Here is a 25,292-nt window from a genome sequence, read left to right as displayed (position 1 = left end):
AAGCTAAAATAACAGTGAAAACAATTAACTAGCGGCTGGTAATCTGTGGTTTGTTTCTAACAGGTGACTTGCTGACGCGTGGCGTGCTTTGTCACTATTACCTGCCATGATTGCTTCATAAATCTGGCGGTGTTCGTTAATACAAGTACTTCCCTCTTCAGAAGAGTGAGAAATAAAGTTAACAAACATGGTCGTTAAGATGTTACCAAATGGAAGATAGAAGTCGTTACCTGTTGCATTGAAGATCAGGCTATGGAACTTCATGTCGATATCTAGCCAACGCTCTTGATCAAGCGTTTCTTCGCTAGAAATTTCTACCATTTGTTGGAAAATACCAGACAGCTCAATGCGTTGTTCTGCACTCGCGAACTGAGCAGCTAAAGCACACGCTTCTGGTTCAATCGCGCGGCGTAAACCCAAAAACTGATGACAGAATTGGTCTGTATCGGCCAAACCGTCCATCCATTCGATCAATTGTGGATCTAAGAAGTTCCAGAATGCACGGTCAACAACGCGAGTACCGATCTTAGGACGAGATTCTAATAGGCCTTTTGAAGTCAGAAGCTTAACCGCTTCTCTTAATGCTGTTCTACTGATACCAAATTGCTCACACAGAGCCATCTCACCAGGGATAATAGAACCTTGAGGCAAATTGCCCGACAAAATACCACGGGCGATTTCACGTGCAACTTGCACATGAAGGCTTCGCTTAGAGCCTGAAATAGAATTGAAAGAGCCAGCCATGTGTCTACTTACCGATTAGATATGTATTATTTAACTCGGACTATAGCACTGATTTATATCTTCACCAACACAGCATCAGAATAACGTGAGGTCACTACCAGTAAAGGTTGGAGCAATATTTCACAAACCTGCTCATCTTTAGGTTTATAAAACCAATTCAACCTATCAATTCATACAAATAGTTCTCATTTACTATTTCAATGTATGCGTGAACTCACAAAACCACCCTTACTCTCACTATTTATGTCGGTAATAACCCGTTTTTAGATAAACACCCTTGAATATAGCAAGTGTTATTGTATGATTTATTGGCGTGAATAATCTACAATATAGGCGGCTCTGATGTTTAACGATTTAAAAGGCAAACGCATTCTAATTACTGGCTCTACTGCTGGTATGGGTTTAGCTACCGCACGTGTCTTTGCAAAATACGGCGCAAAAATCGGCATCAATAGTCGTGCTTTCAGCCCAAAAGTCGATGACGTTCTATCTGAACTTACCGCACTGGGTGGCGATGTTGCCTTTTTTCCTGCAAACCTAATGGACACATTAGAGTGCGAAAGGTTAGTCAAAGAGTTCACTGATCATTTTGGTGGCATGGACGTGTTGATTAACAACGCCGGTGGCCTTGGTGGTCGCGCCAATCTAGAAAATATCGATGATGAGTTTTATGAGCGCGTAATGAACCTTAATGTTCGCTCTGCGCTGATGACAACCAAGTTCTCTATCCCGCACTTACGCGCCTCTGCTGCTGAGTCCGGGCAAACATCTTGTGTGATTAGCACAGGATCTATCGCCGCTCGCGAAGGCGGTGGTGTTGGTGCAGGCATCTATGCCGCGTCTAAGGCTTGGTTACACGACATTCACCGCAATTGGGTGAAAGAGTTCGCGCAAGACAATATCCGTTTCAACATTGTTTCACCGGGCACTATCGACACCGCATTTCACGATGGCAAGAGCGACGATTTGAAAGCGACCATTGCTAACAACATTCCAATGGGACGCTTTGGCCATATTGATGAAGTTGCCCCTTCATTCGCTTTCTTTGCATCGCACGCTTGCAGCGGTTACATCACAGGTCAAATCCTAGATGTTAACGGCGGACAAATAACGCCCTAGTTAGCTGGTTTATATAAGCTCACTCAGCGATTTAAGTTCGCCACACTATATAAGGTTAACAGACCCGAGTAGATGAGGGAAAACCTCACACTAAATTCGACGTATACACTGACACTAAACACCAGATTCGTCTGGCTTTTAGTGTTTTCAAAGTTTCAATTTCAGGTGGTTTAAATGTCAATATTTACATTGGTGGAAGATTCAAGCCGCCGAATTCATGTTCAAGTGGCGAGACAAATTGCTCGCAAGATCTTGTCAGGCGAGTTAGAAGAAAATCAAAAGTTACCCAGCGAAATGGAGCTGTGCGAAATCTTTGGAGTGAGCAGAACTGCCCTTCGAGAATCAACTAAGCTACTTTCGGCAAAAGGTTTAATCGAGTCGAAGCCAAAAGTGGGCACTCGTATCAAACCGAGAACACAGTGGCACTTCTTGGACCCGCAATTGCTGTACTGGATCCAAGATTTAGAAGATACTAAACCCTTCTTGTCTCAATTTTTAGGCTTAAGAAAAGCGATTGACCCGGAAGCGTGTGCACTCGCTGCAACCAATGCAACTGTAGAGCAACGCAAAGAGCTTTCGATTCTTTTCCAGAAAATGACCATCGCAGCAAATAGCTTCGATTATGAAGAGTGGACGACCAACGATCACCTGTTTCACCAAACGATTTTCTTATCGACAGGTAATCAATTTTACATTCCATTCGCGAACATTCTGTCGACTATCTTCAAGCAGTTTATCGACCACTCCGCTGAAGGCGGTCGCTTCTGTTTAGAAGAACACAAAGCGATTTACGACGCAATAATGTCTGGCGATGCCAAGCAAGCTCGAATTGCTTCTCAAGTCCTGCTAGACGATGAGAACCAAAAGCTCTCTAGGGTTGAATTAGCCATCGCATAACCGAGATTAACCAAACTGACTTGTTTTTCAAAGACACAAGTCAGTCTTGTTTTAGCACCCATTTTTTAACCATCAACTACCGTAGTGTTTTCTTCTTTAAACGCTCTACTCCGCCACCTCAGAGAAAGCTTACGGTTATACACATAAGGTGTTGTTTGTGTCTTCACAATCGTACGTAAGGAAAAATTTCTCTCTCGCCTGGCCCCTCGCCTTAAACGGTATCTTGATGCAGTCGATGTTGATGATCGACACACTGCTTGTCTCTCCTCTTGGTGAAATACCTTTGGCTGCCATGGGAATTGCGACCACTATGGTTGCTTTTGTACTCGGTATTCAAATGGCGCTGGCAAACGGCACTCAGCTAGTATTAAGCCGCGCCGTGGGTTCTGGCATTACCGCTTCATTATCCAAAGCGTTTTGGGCAGGTCTGTTCATCAACTTAGGTATCGCGACAATATTTTGGTTTCTGCTCACCTTTTTAGAACAGCCTTTAATTCAAGCCTTAACCGACGATAAAGCCCTTTACTTAGAAATCAGCCACTACCTTGATATCTCAAAGTATCTCGTCATTTTCACAGCATTAACGCAAGTAATTATCGCCCTATTTAATGCATTAGGAAGAACCAAGATACCGTTTAAAGGGTATTTGATTGAATTGCCGATCAACGCTGTACTTTCTTATGGACTCATTCACGGCTTTTCAAATTTCGAAGGTATTGGTGTTCAAGGCGCCGCGCTAGGCAGTGTTATTGCTATCACCCTTCGCCTTGTGTATCTGGTTCTTTGCGTGTATTTGAGCTCAGCAATTTCACTCAAATTAGACGCCCAGCGATCTGAGTTCATGACAAACGTTCGTCGTCACTTTATCGAGATATTCCCTGTCGCAGCAAATGTAACCATGCTATTGATTGGCGCAACGATTTATCAGTTACTGTATTCGCAACTTAACATCAACGCGTATGTTGCGATTACTTTGGTGATGCCTTGGATCAGGGCTGTCTCTCAATTTATTACTGCTTGGGCTCACTCTTCCGCAATTACTATCAGCCAAGCGATTGGCTCTAAAAAGATGGATGACCTAGTCAAAAACGTCGATACCAGTATTGATATTGCGGTCGTCATTTCTTTTGTGTGTGCAATCTTGTTCGCAGGATTAAGTCTGGTTATTGGTGACATTTACCCGAACTTGGATGAGTCTACCTATCAAGCATTGGCCGTTATCGCCCCACTCTACATCTTCTTGCCGATTGTCCGTGGCTACAACACGGTTCATGGGAATGTATTAAGAGCACTAGGAAAAACGACCGCAGTCTTCAAAATCAACTTTACTGGTCAATGGGTAATTTCAATTCCATTGTGTGCATTGATCATCTTTGGATTAGACGGTTCTATCTTTTGGGCTTTCGCTATCCAACCATTCGAAGAAGTCGTTAAAGCTTTCCCATTCCGTCATTTGGCTCGAAAGTCTCTTAAAGAGTTTGATGCCGACAAAGCTAAAGAGTTGATGTATGACTAAACTCCGTATCGAGTTGCCGTCCTAAAATCTTCCCACGCGTTCTGAATACAACCTTGTCTTTTGACAAGGTTGTATTGTTTTAGCTGTACCATTCATTGGTAGGCTTCAGCACACCCTCATTGATACCAAGGTCACATTAATACCAAGGTCATCTTAAAACTCATATAAAACAAAAAGACCACTCAACATTCGGTTAAGTGGTCTTCGAAAATATTCCTTAAGGACTGCGTCTAGCTAGCCTATTGGTTATGCTATGTGCTATTTACCGTTCAACTTAAGCGCTGAGAAAGTCACACTGTTGTAATCGCCATTCTTTTTATCGATAGCGAAATCGCCAGTACCGCCACAACCAGGTCCCCATACAGGGTGAGAATCGCTCACGCTACATTGGCCGTATGCGCCCGCTTTGTAGTAAAAATCATCTTCAGCATAACCCGTTGGTGAATCAAGTTCATCGATGCCCTTACTCAGGTCGATTTCATACTTAACGGTATCGTGACGCTCGGTTTCAAACGTTAGGTACATCATGGTGCCTTTCACTTCCACTTTGTAACTAAACTCTTCACCAAGAGCAATACCCGCTTCACCCGGCTCTGCAGGGTTTTCCCACGTGTTACCCCAAACAGGGTAAGCTATATCGGCACGGTTAGGATCTTTTTTCTCTAGGTTACGTTCATAGTTCCAGAATACTGAACCCATTTCTTGGTCAGGAAACTTCTTATAGAAGATCTTTAGTGGTTCATTACCATGCCCATAACCGGTTCCAGCTTTGATTAGCTCATTATGTTTTTTAGCGTGAATCTGACCAACAACCACCGAGTGAGCTGGGTACTTTTCTGGGAACTTAGCGTTAACTGAGACGTGATTAACTTTTAATGTCGCTTCTAATGTTCCGCCAACAGCACTGTATTCACTAGCCGCTGGGTGACTCGACAGTGCCCACTGGTTTCCTTTATCAGCCGTATCGATAGAGAAATCTGCGCCTCTTGGCATTTGTCGTAATTCAGAACGCGCATTCTTCGAGTTTTTCGTCGTAATCGCTTGGTTCTGCACTTCAAATACAAGGTTGCCGTCTTTATCAAGATGGAAGAAATCACTATGTGAGTAGCTCATCATGGCTACCCCTTCTATTTCATCAACACGACCATCTTCATTAATATCTGAAGGTATGGTTATTTTCCAATTATGCATATCGAATTTATCGGCAGGTACGGGGTAAGAAACACCGTTATTTGCGAAAGTAACCATTGGTACAGTCGCTAATAGCGCCACTGCTAATATGTTTTTCTTAAACATGACTCATCCTTTATTGTTAAATAAGTACCAAGTTCTCTCAGCACAGAAAATACTTTGAACACTGATTCGCAATAACTATTTTCTTCAATTTAAATAGTCCAACCACAAAAATTAGGGTTAACAGCTTGTTAAACACACTCAAATACAGCTCTTATCTTTTCGAACAAGATCTCTTGGATAAAGCAGCTACTCGTAACAACCAAGGTTGCCATCACCACCAAACCCCAAAGATAAATCGAATATTTGTCTTATTTTAACATTTTTAATTTCGTATATTCTCAAGCATTATAAATATGAGAAGCGAGTCATGCTCAACCTAATAAATAGGCGCAAAACTGGGACATTCATTACATTTAACTATATATTCACTCCATTATTCAGAACTTCTTGATAGATATCACAGAAATACTAAGCGGTAATAAATACCATATTTGTCATACATTAATTTAATACCATTTATAGTGTTAAATTGTGAGCCATGGGTATATTGGATGTATCCAAAATAAAAAATAATAGTGAGACAAAGGTATGAACTCTATTACAAAAATTGCTGCAATTGTTGCTACAACTCTTCTTGCAGGCACAGCGACTGGCGCAACTCTTGATTACCGTGCAGAACATAAGCATGAAGACGATAAATACGCGCATCGTATTAAAATTGGCGGAAGTACGAAAATAGCAGACGAGACAAAGCTATATTTTAGCGTTGAACAAAAGTTCGCTCCAAATGCAGAAGGCGATATATATAACCAATTGGAACGCGGAGATTCTGAGTTTGATTGGGGTGTTCGTTATGCGTTAGATGAAAAGTGGTATTTGCAGCCAGGTATGCCTATTACGTTCGGCGATGAAAAAACAACATTTAAACCACAGTTTCGTGTTGGGTATAAAGCTGACTTCGGTCTAACAACGGCTCTTCGTTACCGTCATGAATTCCAAAACTACACAGACAGTTCAAGCAGTTCTCTCACAAAAGTTAACGGCGACAAAATAGCATTAGCTGGTGAGACTGTTCAGCAAGGTAAATTTACATTGACTGGCGCTTATAAATTCCAAGACGAAGATTTAAAAAACCTTCAATTAAGTTATGAGGCGAACTACGTCAAAAGCTACGAAGATCAAGTCAAAGCGAATGGTGAAGATTGGGAATGGGATTTAGGTGTAAAAATCGGCTATAAATTCGATAACCTAAGACCTTATGTTGAATTTTGGACATCAGATTACGGCTCAGCGGAAGAGAATGAACGTCAGTTGAAAACACGCGTTGGTGTTACATACTCATTTTAAACATGGTGACTATCCATTCTTTAAAAAGGCTTATAAATTTCTAAGCCTTTTTTATGGTTCATCGCGGCTTTCCCGGGAAAGCCGCTTTTATCTTCAGTAAGCATTTGTTCTATATATCTTTTTAGGCACTCCGTTATACGAGCTTAAAGCTCCAACCAAGATAGAGATTCTGTTTTTATGCCGCAGTTACGACACTTAATTCTTCGTGTTTAAACAGAAAGTTCAACAAGAACACCGAGCAACATGGTCTCTTTTACATGACGCCATTGATACTCATGAATAGCCTCGGCCTCGAGACCACAAAGGCACTTAGCCTCAGAGTTAGGTTTAAGAGTCAGGGTAATAAGTGATGCTGTCTGATGAGACTTTATTATTTGAAAACCTTCCCAGAATGAAGGTAGGAAAGTATGATTCGGCATGAAAACGGTCGTTTGTGTATGGTTTTTGTTTGGCGACTAAACCATATCACTTACTGCCGTTTTTTTTTAGTTCCCGCTAATCCGCGTTGAACCTTTTTTATTGACGAAGTATCCTAAAACCCAAAACTTGTAGAGCGAAGCCTTAGGATTAAATAAAAGTAGTCCTATCGGTAATGAAAAAATGGCAGCTAATAATAGCTGCCATTTTAGTTGTAAATTCAACTTATTCATTATTCCTGATACTGATCGTGCGATACGTCTAGCTGGTAGAAAGTCGCTTGTGAGTAATCGTCTAGGTCGCCGCTGATGTTTTGGTTGTAAACACCGGCTTTGAAGTACATGTACTTGCCGCCTGCGTCGTAGCCGCTGTTGCTCATATCAACCACTTGTACAACATCGTCTTTGCCTTCACGCATTAAAGTAACTGTCATCGTGTTGCCTTTAACGTCAATGCGGTAGCTGAACACTTCGCCAAGTGCGATACCATCTTCACCTACTTCTGCCGTCATATCGCCCACGAGAGGGTAGAAGTCCTCTTTTGTTGCGTCTTGGCTTTCGTGTGCAAAGTAAACTGCGCCCGTAGCTTGGTTTGGCAATTTACGGTAGTACAAACGAATCGGCTCATCGTTTTGATCGTGAATCTGACCAATGATAAAGCGACCTACTTCATTCGCATTACCTGTCGTTGTTGCGTGGTCGATTTTCAACGTCGCTTCTAGAACGCCGTCGATACCAGCCGCCGACTCTAAGTCAGATTCAGGCGCGCTTGAGAATACCCAGTTGTTCTTGTTAACACCTTTAGTACTAATAGACTGATCACCACGACGCATCATTTCACGAAGCTCTGTACGCGCGTACTTAGTGTTTTTAGAGGTACGTACACCCTTCACATAAGCCTTGAATACTAGACCCCCATCGTCAGCGGTGTAGAAGATTTCAGGGTGTTGGTAACCGTTTGCAAGGTTCCACTCAGACACATCATCAGGTTTGCCATTTTTGTCATGGTCAAATGGTTGAGATAGGTACCAATGCGTCATGTCAAAGTTTTCGCTCGGTGCGTTACCAGCAACTGGTATCGCTGGTAGGCCTGTCGGAACTTGAAGTGCACTGCGAGTGTCACATTCAACGGTCGTCTCACAAGGGTAAACCGCTGCTACACCGAAGTTACCAGAGCGTAGATCTTTGCGCGCATCTTTACGTGCTTTTTCTGCCGCTTTCATTTCAGCGATAATCACGGCTTCTGCTGCTACCACGTCTGAAGTGATGATATGGCTAGCAGGACATGCGTTAATGCTACAGTTAACCGCCGCTAATCCAGTCACACTGTTCCAACCGTTTTTGGTGTTACCGTGACCAACGTATCTTACGTAGCGTGCTTGCACTGCTGGCTCAAATTGGAAACGCTCTAGGCCGATAGCTTTACCAGAACTCAGTTGGTTCTCAAGTACCGTCGTCCAGGTTTCGCCATCGACACTCACTTGAATATCAAATTTAGATTGGCGCTGATTACCTTTACTGAAAGATGCCTGAACCGCGTCAAACTCTTGTACTGAACCATAGTCTAGTGTTGCCCACTCACCGTCACCCGCTGAAGACCAACGTGTGGTTAGATCTTGGTCAATAAGACGATCTGGGCCGTTACCATCATGGCTACTAGCGGCAACTGAAACTGGCGTTAGAAGCGCTTCACCCGTTTCTTTGTTATTTGGAAAATCAGCAGTCGTCGTGCTCGTGCTCGCACAACCAACCGCAAGTAGAATAGAAGAAGCGAGTAAGGTTTTTAGAGTAATTTGTTTCATATTTAATCCATTATTATAATACAAAGACAGCGTTCGTAAGTGAAAGCTAAATCAGCAAACACGAGCTATAAGGCGGTTCCCCTCTCAGTATTTGCGATAACATGAAAATATTACGTAATCTTATAATACAAATAAAATATTTCATTGAATAAATGAGACTGGGAACACTTTCCGATTTTTCTATGCTTTAACTGGATCACACTTCCTATTGATAAAAGACAATATATAGAAATTTAGAATACAAAATAAGCTCGTCATCTACGGCTCTCCTCCACTGAATGTGCGAGCTATAAACTCAATAAGACGAGTTCCCAGCAATCAGAAAACGCCGATTTATCTCTCCCTAAAAACCGAAAAGACCACATTAATGTGATCTTTTAATTTAATGTAGGAACGGCTTAAATCTCGACTCAATCAATAGTGTGCCGCTCTAAGAGAACTAAAGCTGACATCGAACACCTCACCAGCATAGCCGCTATCAGGTTTAAATTGAGGGTAAATGCCCGCTTTGAAATAGAAAGCGATGTCTGTCGATGTCCAATCTGACGTCAACGAGGCCGTGTCCCCATTTTTATCTGTGTAATCTTGTCCCCAAGGGATTAAATGAGAAACGGTGTTGGTTCCATCTAAATCATGAGTCGCCAAGTAGATACCTTCTGGATTGGCTCGAATCGTATATCGCCACTCTTCACTTGCCGAATAAGTCCCTAACTCGACACTGAACGGGTCACAATGATCACAGTCTTGGTTGTTGCGCTCAAAATCAGAGTTCAGTATCACTCTTACTGGCTTACTCTCGCCTTCCCATAACAGTTTCACCAATGCTTGATTGATCTTCCAACCATGGATTTGTCCAAGTACCACTTTTGGATCTTGATTGTTGATGTTCGGGTAATCTTCAATTCGCAAGCTTGCGGTTAACTCGTGACTGGTAGCGTTCGTTCTAGTGTCGTCCAAATACCAACTTGTATCTTCATCGCTGGTGCTACAATCCGGTTGAACACTGCTTTGATACAACTCCCTGAGCTCAGAGCGAATATAGCTAGAGTTTTGGGTAGAGGTGCCGTATCCCATATCCGCTCTAAAGTGCATTCTTCCTTCATCAGTATTGAAGTAAGAAAGATCAATATCACTGTCGTACACATCGCTGTCATTTGAAAGAAGATCTTTACTCGATTCACAACGTTCTGGTTCTAACTCAGCAGCACTGTCACCACCGCTTCCATACCAATCATTCTTACTCGGTGGAATAGTCAGCTTCCAATCATTAATGTCCCAATCGTTTGATCCATCGATTTGAGTCGTGGTGTATCTCAACGCCTGATAGTAAGCAATCGCTTCACCATTCTCAAATTGGTTATAGATACCCGCTTTGAAGTAGCTCAATAAATGCTGCCAGTAAGCGATGTCTTGATTCACTTTTACTTCATCATTCACTTTGAGCGACAGTGTGTTCTCATAAACAGAAAGATCAAATTTGGTAAAACTGTCCAATTCCGCCTCACCTAAATCGTAGCGATTGTATGACGTGGCATAACAATCCGAAGAGTCAGCAGCGCTGCTACAATCAATGGCATTGTTTTTCATGACTGCCCAGTAGTGACCTGTGAGGCCATCTCGTTCTTGCTCCCAAACCACACGCAATAGCGGATGAGGGATATAACCCGTACCACTCTCATCAGTCCCCTTATTGTGTATCTGCAGCAACGTCACTTCATCATGGTCGGCAGGTGAACTCGCCATTGCATGCTCGATATCAGGTAAGCTTATTTCCGCATACAAGCTTCGTCTTACACCCGTTTCATTGATATCGAAGTTTTCTCCCTCACGAACCTCAGAACGCATCTTATAGTTCGCCATTTTAAAAATTAGGTTTTCCGTCTCTTCATCTGCGTAAAAGTAATTACTGATGTAACCATCGAAATCGCCATCTTTCACTTCAGAGGTTTTGTTGCCCTCTGTGCCGTTAGGATCCGATACCTGAAGGTCAGAACTGGAGAGGATGTTTTGATACTTAGCAATATCATAAGGCGCAACAACGCCATAAGACGTTCCTGGACTGGTGTTATCAGAAGGGTCATCGCTATCACTTGAGCTATTTGAACTGCTTCAACCGCAGCCATAGGTGAGTGAAGCGAGAGCGACGATGAGGGTTGGCTTATTCACATTTATCTCACTTATCCATAAGAGTAGAGTGATAAGATATATTTGTACTATTTTATGTCAATTATCTATTTATCATAATGTGAGATGCGACAAATGAGGTGATATGAGGTGGCGCTACCGAGGATTTAGAGACAAAAACAACGCAGAAAGGCCACTCTAAACTCGACAGGTTTGGAGTGGCTCTCAGGCTAAAAGCCACAATTAAAACATTGATTTTTAGTGTTTATTAATAGAAACGTTAGACTTTAAAGCTACTCATTAGCTCGCTAACGCTGCCATTCAGTGTTTTGATTTCAGCCGACTCTGTCAGTTGATCTTGGCTTAGCTTATTGAGTTCCTCAACGAAGCTTTCAATCTTATGCATGTTCTTAGCGATACTATGAATCAAGGCATTTTGCTCGACAGAAGAAGCAGAGATATCGTTGTTGAAACGACTCACGGTTTTCATCTGTTCCGTCAGCTTCGCTAGCATGTTTACCGCTTGCACAACTTGAGCACGAGTCATCTCACAATTGCTCTTCGTTAACTCGATCGATTTAACCAAGCCATCCGATTTAGATTGCAACCCAGATAACGCCTCTTCGATTTCAGAGGTGCTGATTTGAGTTCGGTTTGCTAGCGCACGGACTTCGTCAGCCACGACAGCAAAACCTCGACCATGCTCGCCTGCTCTCGCCGCCTCAATGGATGCATTCAGCGCAAGCAAGTTGGTTTGCTCAGCAATACCACCAATCACAGACACTATCGACTGGATGCTCTGTGTTTCATTGGCCATAGAACGAATATCATCCGACGTCGTACAAACTTGCTTCTCAAGATCACTGATGTACGTTTCGGTCACAGTGTTAATTTGCTTAGTCTCGTCACTGGACACGGCCGCATCTTGCGCTGCTTCTGCCGCAAACTGTGAGTTCTTCTCGACTTCACTTGAAGCCTCGGACAATCCATTAATCGCAGAGACCACCTGAACCGTTTCATCGGTATGAACTTTCAGTACATCGCTGGTTTCCTTGCAGCCTTCTCGAATACTTAATACCTTGGTATCAAGATCTGAGTTCTTGAATTTCACGTCTTTAACCATCTCTTGCAAGCCAATGATGAACAAGTTGATGTCTTTGGCGATGTGTCCTAGGTCGTCATTACTTTTCTCTGCGAGCCTTTGGGTCAGGTCGCCATTACCTTGAGAAAGGTCGTGAACAATCTTACGCAATGACACGATTGGGCGGTAGAAACGATTCAGGATTAAAGTCATCAATATGACCGACCCCAACACACAGGCAATAATCAGCATTCGAGCATCCGACATCACACCATTCAGCTGATCGAGCGCAAGTTCAGGATCAATACTAGAAATCATGTACCACTCTTTCTGGCTGCCAATATCGACCTTCTTAGCCATCAAGATTCGCTGATTACCATCAATCATACCTTCAATGAATTGGTCAGGTAGTTCAATAGCTTCATTGAGTTTCATTAAGGCGTCAGCAGAAGATATATTGCTCTGTGGAAGCACGTTTTCTATTGTGGATACAATTACCATCCCTCTCTCATCCACGATGATACCTTTGGCTTCGTAGATGCTATCTAGCTGTTTGAGCTGAGTTTCCAAATCATCAAATCGAATGTCTGCCATGATGACGCGATCTTGATAGGTGTAAGTCACACCAATCATAGGTACTTGAGTACTCTTGGTGAAAAACAGATCACTAAAAGATAAACCTGATTTCAATTTCGCTTGTTGATACCAAGGACGAGTCGTTGGGTTGTATTTTTCTTTGATTCCAACACCGTTTGGGAAAGACTCTGAAGGACGAGAAGTGTAAGAACGACCATCATCAAAACCCACTACAATCTTGTCAATACCACCGAGCTTAGCGGCAAAATGCATCAGCGCTTCGTTTGGTACTTGGTATGGGGATTTCATGAACTCTTGTGCAACGGAATTGACCGTATCGATGGTGCGCTGGACGGTGCTTTCAATCTGATTAATTTCTATCGTTAACGAGTGATCAATCTCGTTATAAATCGTTTGGTTTACTTGATCAGTCGCCAAGTTAAGCGTGAACCAGTTCGTAAATGCCAAGGCACTGGAACTGACGATCGCCACCATTAAAATCAATTTTCCTTTAAACCCTAGAGACAATTTTGAATTCATAAAACTCATAATCCATATCAACCTATGTCTATTATTTTTATCCGAATGAAATGGTCATTTTTTAGATATTCGAAGATACGGGAAGCAAAACTTGTTCATGCCGTTCCATCGTCACAACCATCAATTTAATTAATATTGTATGTTTAATTGACTGCACTTTCTGTGAGCAATCTTGACATATCAAAACTGGTTAAAATCACCCTGTGACATAGGTATCATTTATGAGTTTGAACTTTTAACATGATTAGAAAGGAATAATTAACCAATTAAAAATGATCAACTTTCAGATGATTACCTCACAACTTCGCCGATAATACCTCCACTCAAATTATTCATATCACTTTCGGTCACCTGACTAGGAAAGTGAGCCTTAGGTCACATTTTCACTAACCAACCATTCACTCAAGGCATTCAATCTTAAAATTTATTTGTAATACAATAAGCCTTAAGTTATGGTGTATTTGAATCATAACTTAAGTTCTTTCTGGATGCTTTTGTTCAGTTCAAAGTGATAATTGAAGCAGCCGCTTTAAGGTCATTGAACTCGTTTAACGTAGAAACTGTCGGGGGATCTCGTTATTCGTTTTTTCACTTTCTATTGATCATTTGTTTTTCCAGACGGCTCGTCCGAACATGCCCATACAGTCACCAGCTGTGTGGGTTTTTTTTACTTTCTTTTCAGACCCGATATACGAGCGGTGTTAAGCCATCGCCAACAATCAGTTAAGTGCACTGGTTTAAGCTTGCGAGGAAAAGTGAGTGAGTTGGTGCTAGAAGGCTTTGAATTTACAAATAGATATAGATATAGATATAGAAACAAAAATAGGAATTGAGGCAGTAACAAAGTTGAACAGAGTTTTGAGTAGGTGTAGCTGAGGAAGTAGAAGTAGAAGAGTTTAACGAGGGAACAAAGGGTTGGGTATGGCAGATAAAAACGAACCTCGCTGAGGTATCGCCGCCTAAAAAGACAGGCAATACCCTAGCGAGGTCGTACGTCGATTACTTCTCTAGTTTAGCGAAGTAGTCGAAGATTACTGGTACGTCGTTGTTACCCATTCCTGCGTCAACAGCAGCTTGTAGGCTAGTTGCAGTACCTTGAGCAATTAGAGACTCAGTACCTAGCTCTTCACAAAGAGCAAGGAAGTAACCAAGATCTTTGTTAGCGTTAGCAACAGAGAAACCTAGCTTCTCTTCGCCGTCTACTGCGTAGAACTTACAGAATTGCATGAATGGTGAGTTAGATGGACCTGCAGACATGATGTCAAACAGTTGTTGGCCATCAACACCAGCGCGTTGAGCAACAGCGAAAGCTTGAGACATAGTCGCAACAGTCGTCATACCCATGAAGTTGTTTACAAGCTTAGTAACGTGACCAGAACCTAGAGCACCTAGGTGGAATACGTTTTCGCCTTGCTCTTCAAGAACAGGTTTAACTTTGTTGAAAGTTTCCATGTCGCCAGCAGCCATGATGTTCAGAAGACCATCTTTAGCGTGTGCAGGAGTACGGCCTAGAGGTGCGTCGATCATGCCCGCGCCTTTTTCAGCTAGAGCTGCGCCGATTTTCTTAGTAGAAGCAGGGATAGAAGTACCGAAGTCTACTAATACTGCGCCTTCTTTGATGCCAGCTAGAACGCCGTCTTCGCCGTAAACGATTTTTTCAACAACAGCAGAAGTTGTAAGACAAAACTGAACGATATCACTTGCAGCCGCTAGTTCTTTAGCAGAAGTGAATGCAGTTGCGTTGCCGCGATCTGTAACGCGAGCAACAGCTTCAGCGCTTAGATCCATTACGTTTACGTGGTAGCCGCGCTTTTGTAGGTTTTCAACCATGTTGCCGCCCATAAGACCTAGGCCAATGAAACCGATTACAGGTTTAGTCATGTTCAAACTCCAAATATAGTATTGTATGATTATATGGTCATTATAATAACGACGTCTTTTCCGTTACGCAATAGTTTTAGGGTAATCCTTCAATGCTTAGACGCAAGTTGTGACGGGGATTCACTTTACGAGAAAATATGGGGCACGCTTTGTACTTACAGGAACTATTTGCCAGTTTAAAAACCGTCTATTGATGAAATAACATACGTTAAATGTCATACGATTAGTAAGCACAAGCTACGCCTTTACCTATGTATAGTTCACGACTCCCCTACTCAGCCAGTGATTAGACTGTTCACGCAGAAGTAAGTCATATCAGTTTTTACGAAAAAGGGGTTGGCGCCCTATTCTTTTAACAGAGCGATACATGCGAGTCTCGTATACGACTCATGCACCTTTCATTGAACATCGTGGCTAAGTACATGCCCGATCTTTGTATGTATCAGCTTCCAGGTTCAGCCATCGAACTATTGGCTTGGCATCGAGAAGCGATTGATTTCTCGGCCAATTAGTTTCGTTTCAACCTGATGGGGTTCCCAACTTTGCCAACTTAACTGACTTATCCAACTTACTAACTAGCCAAACAAAAAAACTCCGAGCTTTCACTCGGAGTTTTTAGTATCTAGCTTCTGTTGCTTCAGCGAATTACAGTTCGATTGAAACCGTTTCACCGTCAACATTTAGCATTAGCGTGTTGCCTTCAAGCTTGTGAGACACTTCAACTTGCTCGCCTTCGTTCTTATTAGGAACAAGAAGCGTCAGGATGTTGTGCTCTTTCGATGGCTTGAATTCCACTTCAACGTGACGGTGGATTTCAAGATCTTTGAACTCGTATGGGTCAACTTCGCCAAAACCTTCAACATTCTTAACTGACGTGATGTTATCAGCAGACTCGTTGATGAAGTTTACGTCTAGGTGCGCAACTTCGCCACGGATAGTGAAAGACTTTTCTGCCACTTCGTTTGCGAAAGTTGTGTGCATTAGCCAAGTCATGTCTTTCTCTTCAGAAAGCGTTGCCTTGTCTTGCATTACGAAGACTTTACCTTGAACGAACCAAACCTTACGCTTGTAAGATTCAATTTCAGGAACGAAGTACTTGTAAGATGCCGTTGCATCACCTTCAACCATCTTCACATCAGATTCAGTGTCGAAGTCAGAGATAGTGCCGCCCGCTTCGATACAGAAGCGATCTTGGTGGTTTTCGTAGCCCGTGTTCTTGTTCTCGCCGTACTGACCTTTACCGCCAAATAGTGGAAGGTTCTTAGAGAACGTTTGACGACGCCATTTCGTGTGCATATCAACACCGAAACCACCGTAGTAGCCAGTGATTGACGCTAGCGTTTCACCGAATGCATGCAAGGTGAATGCGTTTTGGTCACCGTGAGAGTGGCTGATTGAGCCAAACGGAGAACATTTGAATACCATGTGAATATGGTTATCACGCTCAGTCATCTTGTTGTGGAATGCAGCCCAACCCGTGATTGGGAATACTTTCAACAGTGGATCATTCGATGGTGCTTTCTCTTCAGGTGCATCCCAAAGGAAGTTAAAGCGAAGATCGTCGTAACCGAAGTCCCACCAACCGAAGTTGTAGAATTTGGTGTGCGCTTCAGTATCACGGCCTTTCAGTTGGTTGTAGTACCAAACGTACTCAGGCTTCTGGTTAACACCTGCGTAGTGCTTAATGTTGTAAGCCAGTTTTAGACCTGGGAAATCACCGATTGAAGACTGGTCACAGAAGCTCGCGCGCTTAGAGTGAACAGGCATGCAGTAAAGCGGGAAATCACCTGTGTTTTCGTAGAATGTTTTGTTAAACATGTCTACGCCACAGTATGCTTTCAATAGATCGAATGCTTCGCCTAGGAATGCAGTTTGCGTGTTCCAGTAGTCAGGACCTTCAGCCCAACCGCCGTCTACACCGCCCCATGGTGGGTAGTGTACTGCGTAGTATTCTAGTGCGTATGCAATGTACTCGCCTGCTTTCGGGTGATCGTGGTAAAGCGCGATACACGTTGGGATGATAGCAGAAGAGATAGAACGAACACCGTGGCTGTTCAGTGGGTTGTTCAATAGATCAACCGTCACTTTCAGGTGGTGCATGATTTCGTCTAGACGCTCAATCAAAGCATCTTGAACTTGCTGACGTTCTTCATCTGTGAAGTAGCCGTGTAGCCAGTCGTAACCCCAAGCCATAGCCGCGATAACACGGAAAGCCGCTTCATCGTTATAGCCACGAGAAGTCACGCCTTCTGGATCGTACGTAGACAGTTTTAGAGTCCAAGCTTTTGCTTTAGCAATTAGCGCTTCGTCTTCTTTCACAACACCAGCAATTGCTAGGTTACGTGTCGCGTTTAGTGCCATTTGGCAATCAACGTACATTTGACGCCAGTAAGGACGCCATAGAGAAGCTTTGCCTACCGTGTCAGCTGGGTACGCTTGAGGCTCTTCGAAAGGAGCAGTCTCAAGGAACTTAACTGTCGAGTTATTGTAGAAATCATCAAACATGCAGTGAGCTTCATCAGCTTTCACTTTCGCTTTGAATTCTTCTAACTGATCTGCTTGAACAAGAAGACGTGGACGTGCTTCGCTCAAGTTGTCTAGGAATGATAGGTCGAAGTCACGTTTCTGTACTTCGATAGGGAGTAGGTCTACAAGATTACCTGCTGAAGTATCATTCTCCAGCTTCATCTTCCTGATTGCATCAAGAGATTTTTGGTCGCTCATTCTAACTCACTTATTTTTCAAGTTGATTGAAAGGAATTAGCAATAATATACGTCTTATTGTAGGACAATTGAATATATTTCGATTCGATTGAACCATTTTGTACAGTTTTCGTGATTTAGGTCAGATATCTTCCACCTGACAGTTTTTCCGTGTCGCAGAACAAAAAATGCGACGCCCTTTCGAGTCGTCGCATTCTATTATAAACGTTTTCTATGTATTAGCTTTCGGTTACTGCTTTCGCTTGCTTGCCGCCGTCATCGACCGCTTTAACCAGTAAGACACCAACACCACCAACAATCACACCACAAAGAATGAAGACTAGACGTCCCCACATTGGGTTAGTGAGTAGAGCCATTAGCATGATACCGACACCCGCTACCGCAATCAGTTTACCAAGCATTTCACGCTGTTTGTTATCCAGTACTTTCTGTTCTGCTGACTCCGCAACTAATGGAGTAGACAGGTTACCGAAGAACTTATCAACGTCTGCTTGACGCTTCTCAGTTAATGGCTTGTAGAACAGAGTTGATAGGATGAAGAAACCACCTGTCAGCGTAATGTGAGCAATCAGACCGATAGCAACCTTAACATCAGACCATTCACGGCTTGTTAGCTCTTCTAGACCGAAGATTGAAGACACCATTTCAGCGTTAACAACGAAACCCACGTAGTAAGAAACAAAACCACCAACCACTAGCGTACCCCAACCAGCCCAGTCCGGAGTCTTCTTAATAAAGAAGCCAAGGAATGCAGGAATTGTCATTGGGAAGCCGATCAGTGCGCCTACATACATCATGGTATCGAACAGGCTCAAACCTTTAAGCGAGTTGATGAACTGTGCAATAAGGATGATAGCAATACCAAACACGGCAGAAGTAATCTTAGAAACCGTTACTAGTTCTTTTTCGCTAGCCGTACCTTTACGAACGATTGGTTCATAGAAGTTCTTAACAAAGATACCCGAGTTACGGTTTAGACCAGAATCCATTGAAGACATTGTCGCTGCAAACATCGCCGCAACTAGAAGGCCAACCATACCTGCTGGCATGTACTCTTGTACGAAGTATAGGTAGGCAAAGTCACCCGCTTTCTTACCTGCTTCTGGGTAAGCTGCTGCTAGGTCGACACCTTGACCTGCAATGTACCAAGAAGGCATGAACCAGATAAATACACCACAAAGCATTAGCACACACGCTAGTAGCGCCGCTTTCTTCGCGTTCTTTGAGTCTTTAGCCGCTAGGTAACGGTAAGAGTTAAGCATGTTGTTAGTAATAGAGAACTGCTTCACGAAGATGAAGAATGCCCAAATGCTGAAGATGCTTAAGTAGTTAATGTTGTTACCAGAAAGGAAAGAACCGCCTTCCGCTACAGGGAAGTTATTCACGATTTCACCAACACCGCCACCTTGAACAACAGCAACAACAGCACATGTCACGGTTACTGCCATGATGATAACCATCTGCATAAAGTCAGATGCAATTACCGCCCATGAACCACCCGTTACAGACATTGCCAATACAACCAAACCGGTAATCCAGATAGTTGCTGTCATGTCGAAACCGAAGATACCAGAAGCGATGATTGCTAGTGCGTTTAACCATACACCGGCAGAAACAACACTGTTTGGCATTGAAGACCAAGTGAACACTTGTTCGTTAGTCGCACCGAAACGCATACGAATTGCTTCGATTACCGTTACTACACGTAGTTGACGGAACTTTGGAGCAAAATATGCGAAGTTCATGAAGTAACCAAATGCGTTGGCTACGAAGATGACCGCTACTGCAAAACCATCGTTATACGCTTTACCTGCCGCACCGGTGAATGTCCATGCACTAAACTGGGTCATAAAGGCGGTTGCACCAACCATCCACCACAACATGTTACCGCCCCCGCGGAAGTAGTCACTGGTGGTACTTGTAAATGTTCTAAACATCCAACCTATCGCAATCAAGAATAGGAAATAAATGCCGACAATAATCGTGTTGAGTTCCATCGTGTATCCTTTGTCCGTTGTATTTTGTTACGAGGACTATAGGAAATCTCAAACTTTATTTGTAGTACAATAATCCAAATAAGTGATGGCGATCTTATTTTGATTGATTAAGTTAATTATATATATGACATAGGATGGAATATGGCCAATCCATTAAGGAAATTACTGGTGTTTGAGATGAAAACTCAAAAAACCAAGACCAAAGAACATCACACCCATTAAAATCAAAGACTTATAAAAAAGCGAGACTTTGCACACTTATTAACAAATACAACCAAACACATATAAATATAAAATTCTCAAAAATAATAAAAGCCAAATCTGAGCTAAATCCCCCTCATTTATCACACAATAAACCAGTGTTTTTATCTATTGAGAGTGGACAATTTCATTAGAATTCAACTTAAATTAATCCATATTGAAGCGGCATATCCTGTTCAAACGATGGCGGATTAAAAATATACAAAAATGAAAAATCATGGATGACGCATAATTATTTGGGGGGGAGCTCGAGTGTCTAAAACGAATATCGAGCGTAATATTATTTTTATTTTGATGGTAAAGAGAACGACCGCTAGGCGTATACAAGAAGGAACTGACTTAAGAAGGAGTTAAGCGAGGGTGAACCAAAACAGTGCCACACATGGTGCAACACGCTTTCTAAAAACAAAAAAGGCATGCACTTGGCATACCTTTTTGACTGGTTCAAATGAAGTTGAAAACCGTGTTTAGCTTGCAGTGGCTAAACGGTGGTTAGCATCTTGCAAGTGAGCCGCTGACATTGTACGAGCTTTTTCACTGTCGCCAGCCATAATCGCTTCATAGATTCTACGGTGTTCATTGATACATGTGCTGCCCTCTTCAGAAGAGTGCACGATGAAGTTAACGAACATGGTCGTCAGAATATTGCCGAATGGCAGGTAGAAATCGTTACCTGTCGCATTAAAGATCAAGCTATGGAAACGAGTATCGATGTCTGTCCAACGTTCTTGGTCAAACACTTCTGCGTCATCCACTTCAACCATCTTCTGGAAGATCTCTGAAAGCTCGATACGTTGCTCAGCAGTCGCAAATTTTGCAGCTAATGCACACGCTTCAGGTTCAATCGCACGGCGAAGGCCTAAAAACTGAGAACAGAATTGGTCTATGTCGGTTAGACCATCCATCCATTCAATCAGTTGAGGATCAAGAAAGTTCCAGTATGCGCGATCTACTACACGAGTACCGATTTTCGGGCGGGACTCTAATAAACCTTTAGAGGTCAATAACTTAACTGCTTCACGAAGTGCCGTACGGCTGATACCAAACTGTTCACACAGCGCCATTTCACCAGGAATAATAGAACCTTGTGGCAGTTCACCAGACAAGATTCCACGAGCGATTTCACGCGCTACTTGCACGTGCAGGCTGCGCTTCGAGCCCGAGATTGAATTAAAAGTGCTAACCATAAGTTCACTTATTTTATATGTTATGTTTATGTATTATTTAAAGATTACTATAACAGGATTTCAACCTAGCGCCAATTGAGTAAAATCAAAGCGGATAGTAGCTGTTAATTTATTCAATTAATCAGACACTTAGAAAGCATCTAATTTCTCTTAGCTAGAAACACTGTGTTATACCACTAACAAAACCCTCGCCGAGCATGTAGGTTCGTCATTCTCGTTTTCTCTGCTCGCTTCCAAAAACATCACTCAATTTGGCTAAAATAATGGAACCGAAAAACGGTTAGTATATTCACTACACAAGTTAACCTAGTTCAAATTAATAGGTTCAAGTCGTCTACGTACTGCAGATTCAGACATAAGCTCTGTAGCTCCCAACGCTAATTCAATTCCATCAGAACCGCACTTCGTTGACCACAGTCCCTATCCCTTCAATCGTGACACTCACTTGGTCCTTGTCGGACAAATCATAGGTTCTTCCCGGCGTTCCCATGAAAACAAGATCGCCCGGTTTGAGGGTAAAATAGTGGCTCAAGTAGCTGATGACTTTTGTAGGTTTGTGAATCATAAACGAAGTATTCTCTTGTTGAACAACCTTGCCATTTACACGCGTGGTTAATTGCACGTTGTTATAATCGATACCACGAACAATCGTATTACCAATGGGGCCAAAGCCATCTGAAGCTTTCGCTCGTAACCATTGTAAATCCGTGCCTTGCCAGCTCCTCTCTGTAATATCGTTACCCACCGTGACACCAAAGATCGCTTGCTCGGCTTCTTCTTCACTGGCTTGACTGAGCTCTTTCCCAATCACAACCACCAGCTCGCCCTCAAAATGAACATTTCTTGCTTTTGGTGGCACTTGAATCACTTCGCCTGTAAGAATCAAAGAAGAAGGAAGTTTAAGAAACATCGGCGGTGGTGCATCGGCAGGTGAGGCTAAGTGGCTAGCGAAGTTCATCCCGACGGCGAAGACTTTCTCTGGTTTTGTCGGCAGCAACACCTCAACCGACTCTAACGAGATCGAATTTTTTGCTACCGAATATTCTCCAAAGATATCGCCGATGACCGGTAACACAGCGTCATTGTCTAACTTTCCATAACTGACTTTGTCTTGGTATTGATAACGGACGAAATGCTCACTGCTCACCTCAACATTGTTATTTTCTGCCGCCAATGCGACGCCAGACATCGTAACTATTGCCAATAACCACTTCATCCTTGAATCCCTTCATTTTTAAATCCTAAATTATACTTTAGCCCACTCTGTAGGATTCGAAGGAAAAGGGAAGCTCTGTAGCCCTCTCTCTTCCCTCCCCCTTATAAAAGCAGCATACATAAAAAAACCGAGCAACTCGCAGTGAGTTACTCGGTTTGACTTATTCCCGATGTATTCAGTCGTTGTTGGTATCAACGAACGATTTTGCAATCACGACTGAATTCAATGTGATGCTTCGTTCCCGCAAAGCACCACATCAACACAAGCCATCGTTAAATAACTTGCATGTGATACCAATCGTAGCAAATAACTGATCACCCTAGCTTGTTAAAAAGCTCGATAACTTCGTTAGAATTTTTGATTGTAGAATAACTACTTATCGAAAAATTCTGCCTTGTTCTCAAGCTTTTTTCCTGCGCTATTTCTGCTCACTTACTTACTGTGATTAGTATTAATCATTTACAGTTGAGCAAATGATCCTTCCCACGAGTATGTCTCACCCGCAAACTCAACAGTGTGAGTTGCTTGCTGCGTGTCTTCAGCTTGGTTTGAGATACCGTAGTGGTAAGTGTTACCAGAAGTAGTCTGAATGCGAACAACAGTCCCGACACTGTTATGGCCCACAACAGATACTGATTTAACTAGACCACGAGCGCCTACAGAGGCTTCGATAGACTCGTTAAAGTAACCATGCGTTTCTAGTACAGAAGCAAACACGTGGTTTTGACCAGACTGACGTAAGATGAACGCAGGCTCACTCTTAAGGTTGAAGTCTGGATCGTTAGCACCAGTGCGAGCAAAAATCACTTCGCTGCCCGCATTCGCGCTAGTTACTAGGCTGTAGTAGCTGCTGTCATGTAGCCAGCTTACTAAAGAACCTTCTTCGTTTACTTTGCCTGAAGCCACGTTCCATAGATGTTGGTAACCGTTGTCTTCACCTAGCGGCTTAAGCGTTTTTTCCATGTTGTAATCAAAGTCAGTACGGATGATCTGACCAGAGTGGTGAACGGGTAGGTCGTACTGGTGTTCAGCGTCAGCTTCGATGCGGTATACGTCGATAACAAGTGGCTTTTCGAACTCAGGAAGTTCAGCAAGAATCACGCTGCGTTGCATGTCTACGCCAGTGTAGTACTCAGAAATGGTGCCGCTCATGCCTTGTAGAGACTGGTCGTCTGCTACGAAGAAGTGCTTCTGACCAAACTTAGACTCAGCCAGTGCTGTGTTGAAGTTGTTCTGCGTTTTCTGATCAACCGTTACTGTGTTGTGAGCAACCGTCTGCTTACAGTAAGACTTGTTCTCTGGGATGTAACGACCGCCAAACTTAGGCTCCACGTTTACCCAACGACCGAAGCCGTAATCGTGCAGCACTTCGTGGCCACGGTTGAATACGCTTAGGTGTAAGCCATCGTAGTGACCGTGGTCTAGCGCAGAGTGGTACTGGTGGTCTGAACCGTGCTGACCAAACCAGATCAACGCCATGGTATCTGCGGTCTTAGGGTCGCCGTCTTTCTCGTCACGGTGACGAAGAATGCTAACGCCGCCTTTCTCGCCTTCAGGGCCGTCCGTTACAAACAGGCTACCCCAGTTAAATGCTTTGATATCGTCTGCTGCATCAACCGCGTCAGACAGTGTTTTACCTGAAGCATGAACCCAAACGTTTTGTTGGTGATCAGCCATACCAAGCAGAGTTTTAGTCTGCTCGTAACGGTGGTAACACACAGACGTCGCCATGATCACGCCTTCATCGTTGATAGAGATCGTCTTCGATGAATCATTTAGAGCTGGCAATGTACCGTCTGGGAATGCGGTTTTGAATACAGAGTACGACGTTGTCTTAATCACTGAATCGTTGAATTCATAGATACCAACTTCAGGCTGACGACGTTCAATTGCTTCAGCGAACAGGTAGATTGGACGTAGAGAGAAACGGTGGTAGTAAGGACCTTCCATGTAGTAGCCGTCTGGCGAAAACAGTTGGTCAAGTTGCGCTAAGAAACCGCCGCTTACTTTGTCTAGTTTCAGGCCGTAAAGCGCTTTGTCTACAGACTCTTGATCGTTGATTGCGTAACCACAGATACCTACTGCTGCCACCGCCCATAAGCCGTGGTTGTGTACGATATCGAAGTCGTGTGCGTAAGTCACAACGAACATTTCGATCATTTGCTTAAGAAGATCGTCTTCGATCAGACGTTTTTGCTCTTCAGAGATCGTGTGGTAAATACAGCTGTACGCACAAGAAGCGTAAAGCATCCACATGTTCTCGTTCAACGTTTGGTGGAACAACTTACCCGGAGGGTTAGAGTCACGGCTTACGTTGCTTTCAAGCGTTGGGTATACCGTCGCGTACGCAGTTAACATATCAACGATGTAGTCACGGTATTTTGTTTCCTCAGTGATAAGGAACAAACGGCCGGCTAGATCCATGTGGATGTAGTTTTGCTTGTGACGGTTATGTTCGTAACCGCCGCCTTCACCGTGACCTGGAACTTCAATGCCAACTTCAACCATGTAAGCGTCAGTTTGTTTAATATCGCGAGTCAGTGCGTTACCTAAAAGGCTATCCTTGCCAAGTTCTTTACGAAGCTCTGCTGCTTCATCAAAGTTAAGTAAAAGTGGTTGATAGCTCAT

15 protein-coding genes and 1 pseudogene are annotated in these 25,292 nt (G+C 43.1%); 5 read left to right on the top strand and 11 right to left on the bottom strand.

What is annotated here, in order from left to right; genetic code table 11:
* Positions 1-24: 24 nt before the first annotated feature.
* Entirely contained in the window at positions 25-744 is a 720-nt protein-coding gene (locus tag AB4351_RS04525; RefSeq protein WP_017072471.1) for a FadR/GntR family transcriptional regulator, read from the bottom strand.
* Between the two features lie 342 nt (positions 745-1,086).
* Between AB4351_RS04525 and AB4351_RS04520 the strand changes: the two genes are divergently transcribed.
* From AB4351_RS04520 to AB4351_RS04510, 3 genes are all read left to right on the top strand, one after another.
* The gene (locus tag AB4351_RS04520) at positions 1,087-1,863 is read left to right on the top strand and encodes an SDR family NAD(P)-dependent oxidoreductase (protein WP_017072470.1); all 777 of its coding nucleotides are present in this window, start codon (positions 1,087-1,089) and stop codon (positions 1,861-1,863) included.
* 174 nt (positions 1,864-2,037) lie between these two features.
* Positions 2,038-2,760: a FadR/GntR family transcriptional regulator gene (locus tag AB4351_RS04515; protein ID WP_017063624.1), complete on the top strand. Its 723-nt coding sequence runs from the start codon at positions 2,038-2,040 to the stop codon at positions 2,758-2,760.
* 148 nt (positions 2,761-2,908) lie between these two features.
* Positions 2,909-4,276, top strand: a complete 1,368-nt coding sequence (locus tag AB4351_RS04510) for an MATE family efflux transporter (RefSeq protein ID WP_372125180.1) — start codon at positions 2,909-2,911, stop codon at positions 4,274-4,276.
* Between the two features lie 258 nt (positions 4,277-4,534).
* Here AB4351_RS04510 and AB4351_RS04505 read toward each other — a convergent pair whose 3' ends face one another.
* Positions 4,535-5,572, bottom strand: a complete 1,038-nt coding sequence (locus AB4351_RS04505) for a polysaccharide lyase family 7 protein (protein WP_017063622.1) — start codon at positions 5,570-5,572, stop codon at positions 4,535-4,537.
* Between the two features lie 528 nt (positions 5,573-6,100).
* On the opposite strand from AB4351_RS04505, the gene AB4351_RS04500 reads away from it, so the two are divergent.
* Positions 6,101-6,859, top strand: a complete 759-nt coding sequence (locus AB4351_RS04500; protein ID WP_372125178.1) for an oligogalacturonate-specific porin KdgM family protein — start codon at positions 6,101-6,103, stop codon at positions 6,857-6,859.
* Positions 6,860-7,508: 649 nt separating this feature from the next.
* Here AB4351_RS04500 and AB4351_RS04495 read toward each other — a convergent pair.
* From AB4351_RS04495 to AB4351_RS04480, 4 genes and pseudogenes are all read right to left on the bottom strand, one after another.
* On the bottom strand, positions 7,509-9,077 hold the full coding sequence (locus tag AB4351_RS04495) for a polysaccharide lyase family 7 protein (protein WP_372125177.1): 1,569 nt from the start codon (positions 9,075-9,077) through the stop codon (positions 7,509-7,511).
* A gap of 414 nt (positions 9,078-9,491) precedes the next feature.
* Positions 9,492-11,243: pseudogene (locus tag AB4351_RS04490) on the bottom strand (polysaccharide lyase family 7 protein).
* Between the two features lie 238 nt (positions 11,244-11,481).
* Positions 11,482-13,353, bottom strand: coding sequence for a methyl-accepting chemotaxis protein (locus AB4351_RS04485; RefSeq protein WP_372125214.1), 1,872 nt, complete (start codon positions 13,351-13,353; stop codon positions 11,482-11,484).
* Positions 13,354-14,397: 1,044 nt separating this feature from the next.
* Positions 14,398-15,279 carry an NAD(P)-dependent oxidoreductase gene (locus tag AB4351_RS04480; RefSeq protein ID WP_004733521.1) on the bottom strand — a complete coding sequence of 294 codons (882 nt, stop codon included), beginning with the start codon at positions 15,277-15,279 and terminating at the stop codon, positions 14,398-14,400.
* Positions 15,280-15,668: 389 nt separating this feature from the next.
* Between AB4351_RS04480 and AB4351_RS04475 the strand changes: the two genes are divergently transcribed.
* Positions 15,669-15,791 (top strand): hypothetical protein, encoded by a 123-nt coding sequence (locus tag AB4351_RS04475; protein ID WP_372125175.1) that lies wholly within the window; start codon positions 15,669-15,671, stop codon positions 15,789-15,791.
* 133 nt (positions 15,792-15,924) lie between these two features.
* On the opposite strand, the gene AB4351_RS04470 is transcribed toward AB4351_RS04475, so the two are convergent.
* From AB4351_RS04470 to AB4351_RS04450, 5 genes are all read right to left on the bottom strand, one after another.
* Complete coding sequence (locus AB4351_RS04470) at positions 15,925-18,003, bottom strand: DUF4962 domain-containing protein (RefSeq protein WP_372125174.1); 2,079 nt, start codon at positions 18,001-18,003, stop codon at positions 15,925-15,927.
* A 218-nt stretch (positions 18,004-18,221) separates the two neighbouring features.
* Complete coding sequence (locus AB4351_RS04465; RefSeq protein ID WP_017061477.1) at positions 18,222-20,000, bottom strand: sodium:solute symporter family transporter; 1,779 nt, start codon at positions 19,998-20,000, stop codon at positions 18,222-18,224.
* 728 nt (positions 20,001-20,728) lie between these two features.
* A complete protein-coding gene (locus tag AB4351_RS04460; RefSeq protein ID WP_048613948.1) occupies positions 20,729-21,448 on the bottom strand; it encodes a FadR/GntR family transcriptional regulator in 720 nt (239 codons plus the stop codon).
* A 391-nt stretch (positions 21,449-21,839) separates the two neighbouring features.
* On the bottom strand, positions 21,840-22,637 hold the full coding sequence (locus tag AB4351_RS04455; RefSeq protein ID WP_372125212.1) for a fumarylacetoacetate hydrolase family protein: 798 nt from the start codon (positions 22,635-22,637) through the stop codon (positions 21,840-21,842).
* 486 nt (positions 22,638-23,123) lie between these two features.
* Positions 23,124-25,292, bottom strand: a complete 2,169-nt coding sequence (locus AB4351_RS04450) for a heparinase II/III family protein (protein ID WP_372125173.1) — start codon at positions 25,290-25,292, stop codon at positions 23,124-23,126.

The organism is Vibrio sp. 10N.261.51.F11 (assembly GCF_041471665.1).
Taxonomy (GTDB): domain Bacteria; phylum Pseudomonadota; class Gammaproteobacteria; order Enterobacterales; family Vibrionaceae; genus Vibrio; species Vibrio crassostreae_C.
Note: the sequence above shows the minus strand (reverse complement) of the source record. Positions and strands in the feature narration are given on the sequence as shown.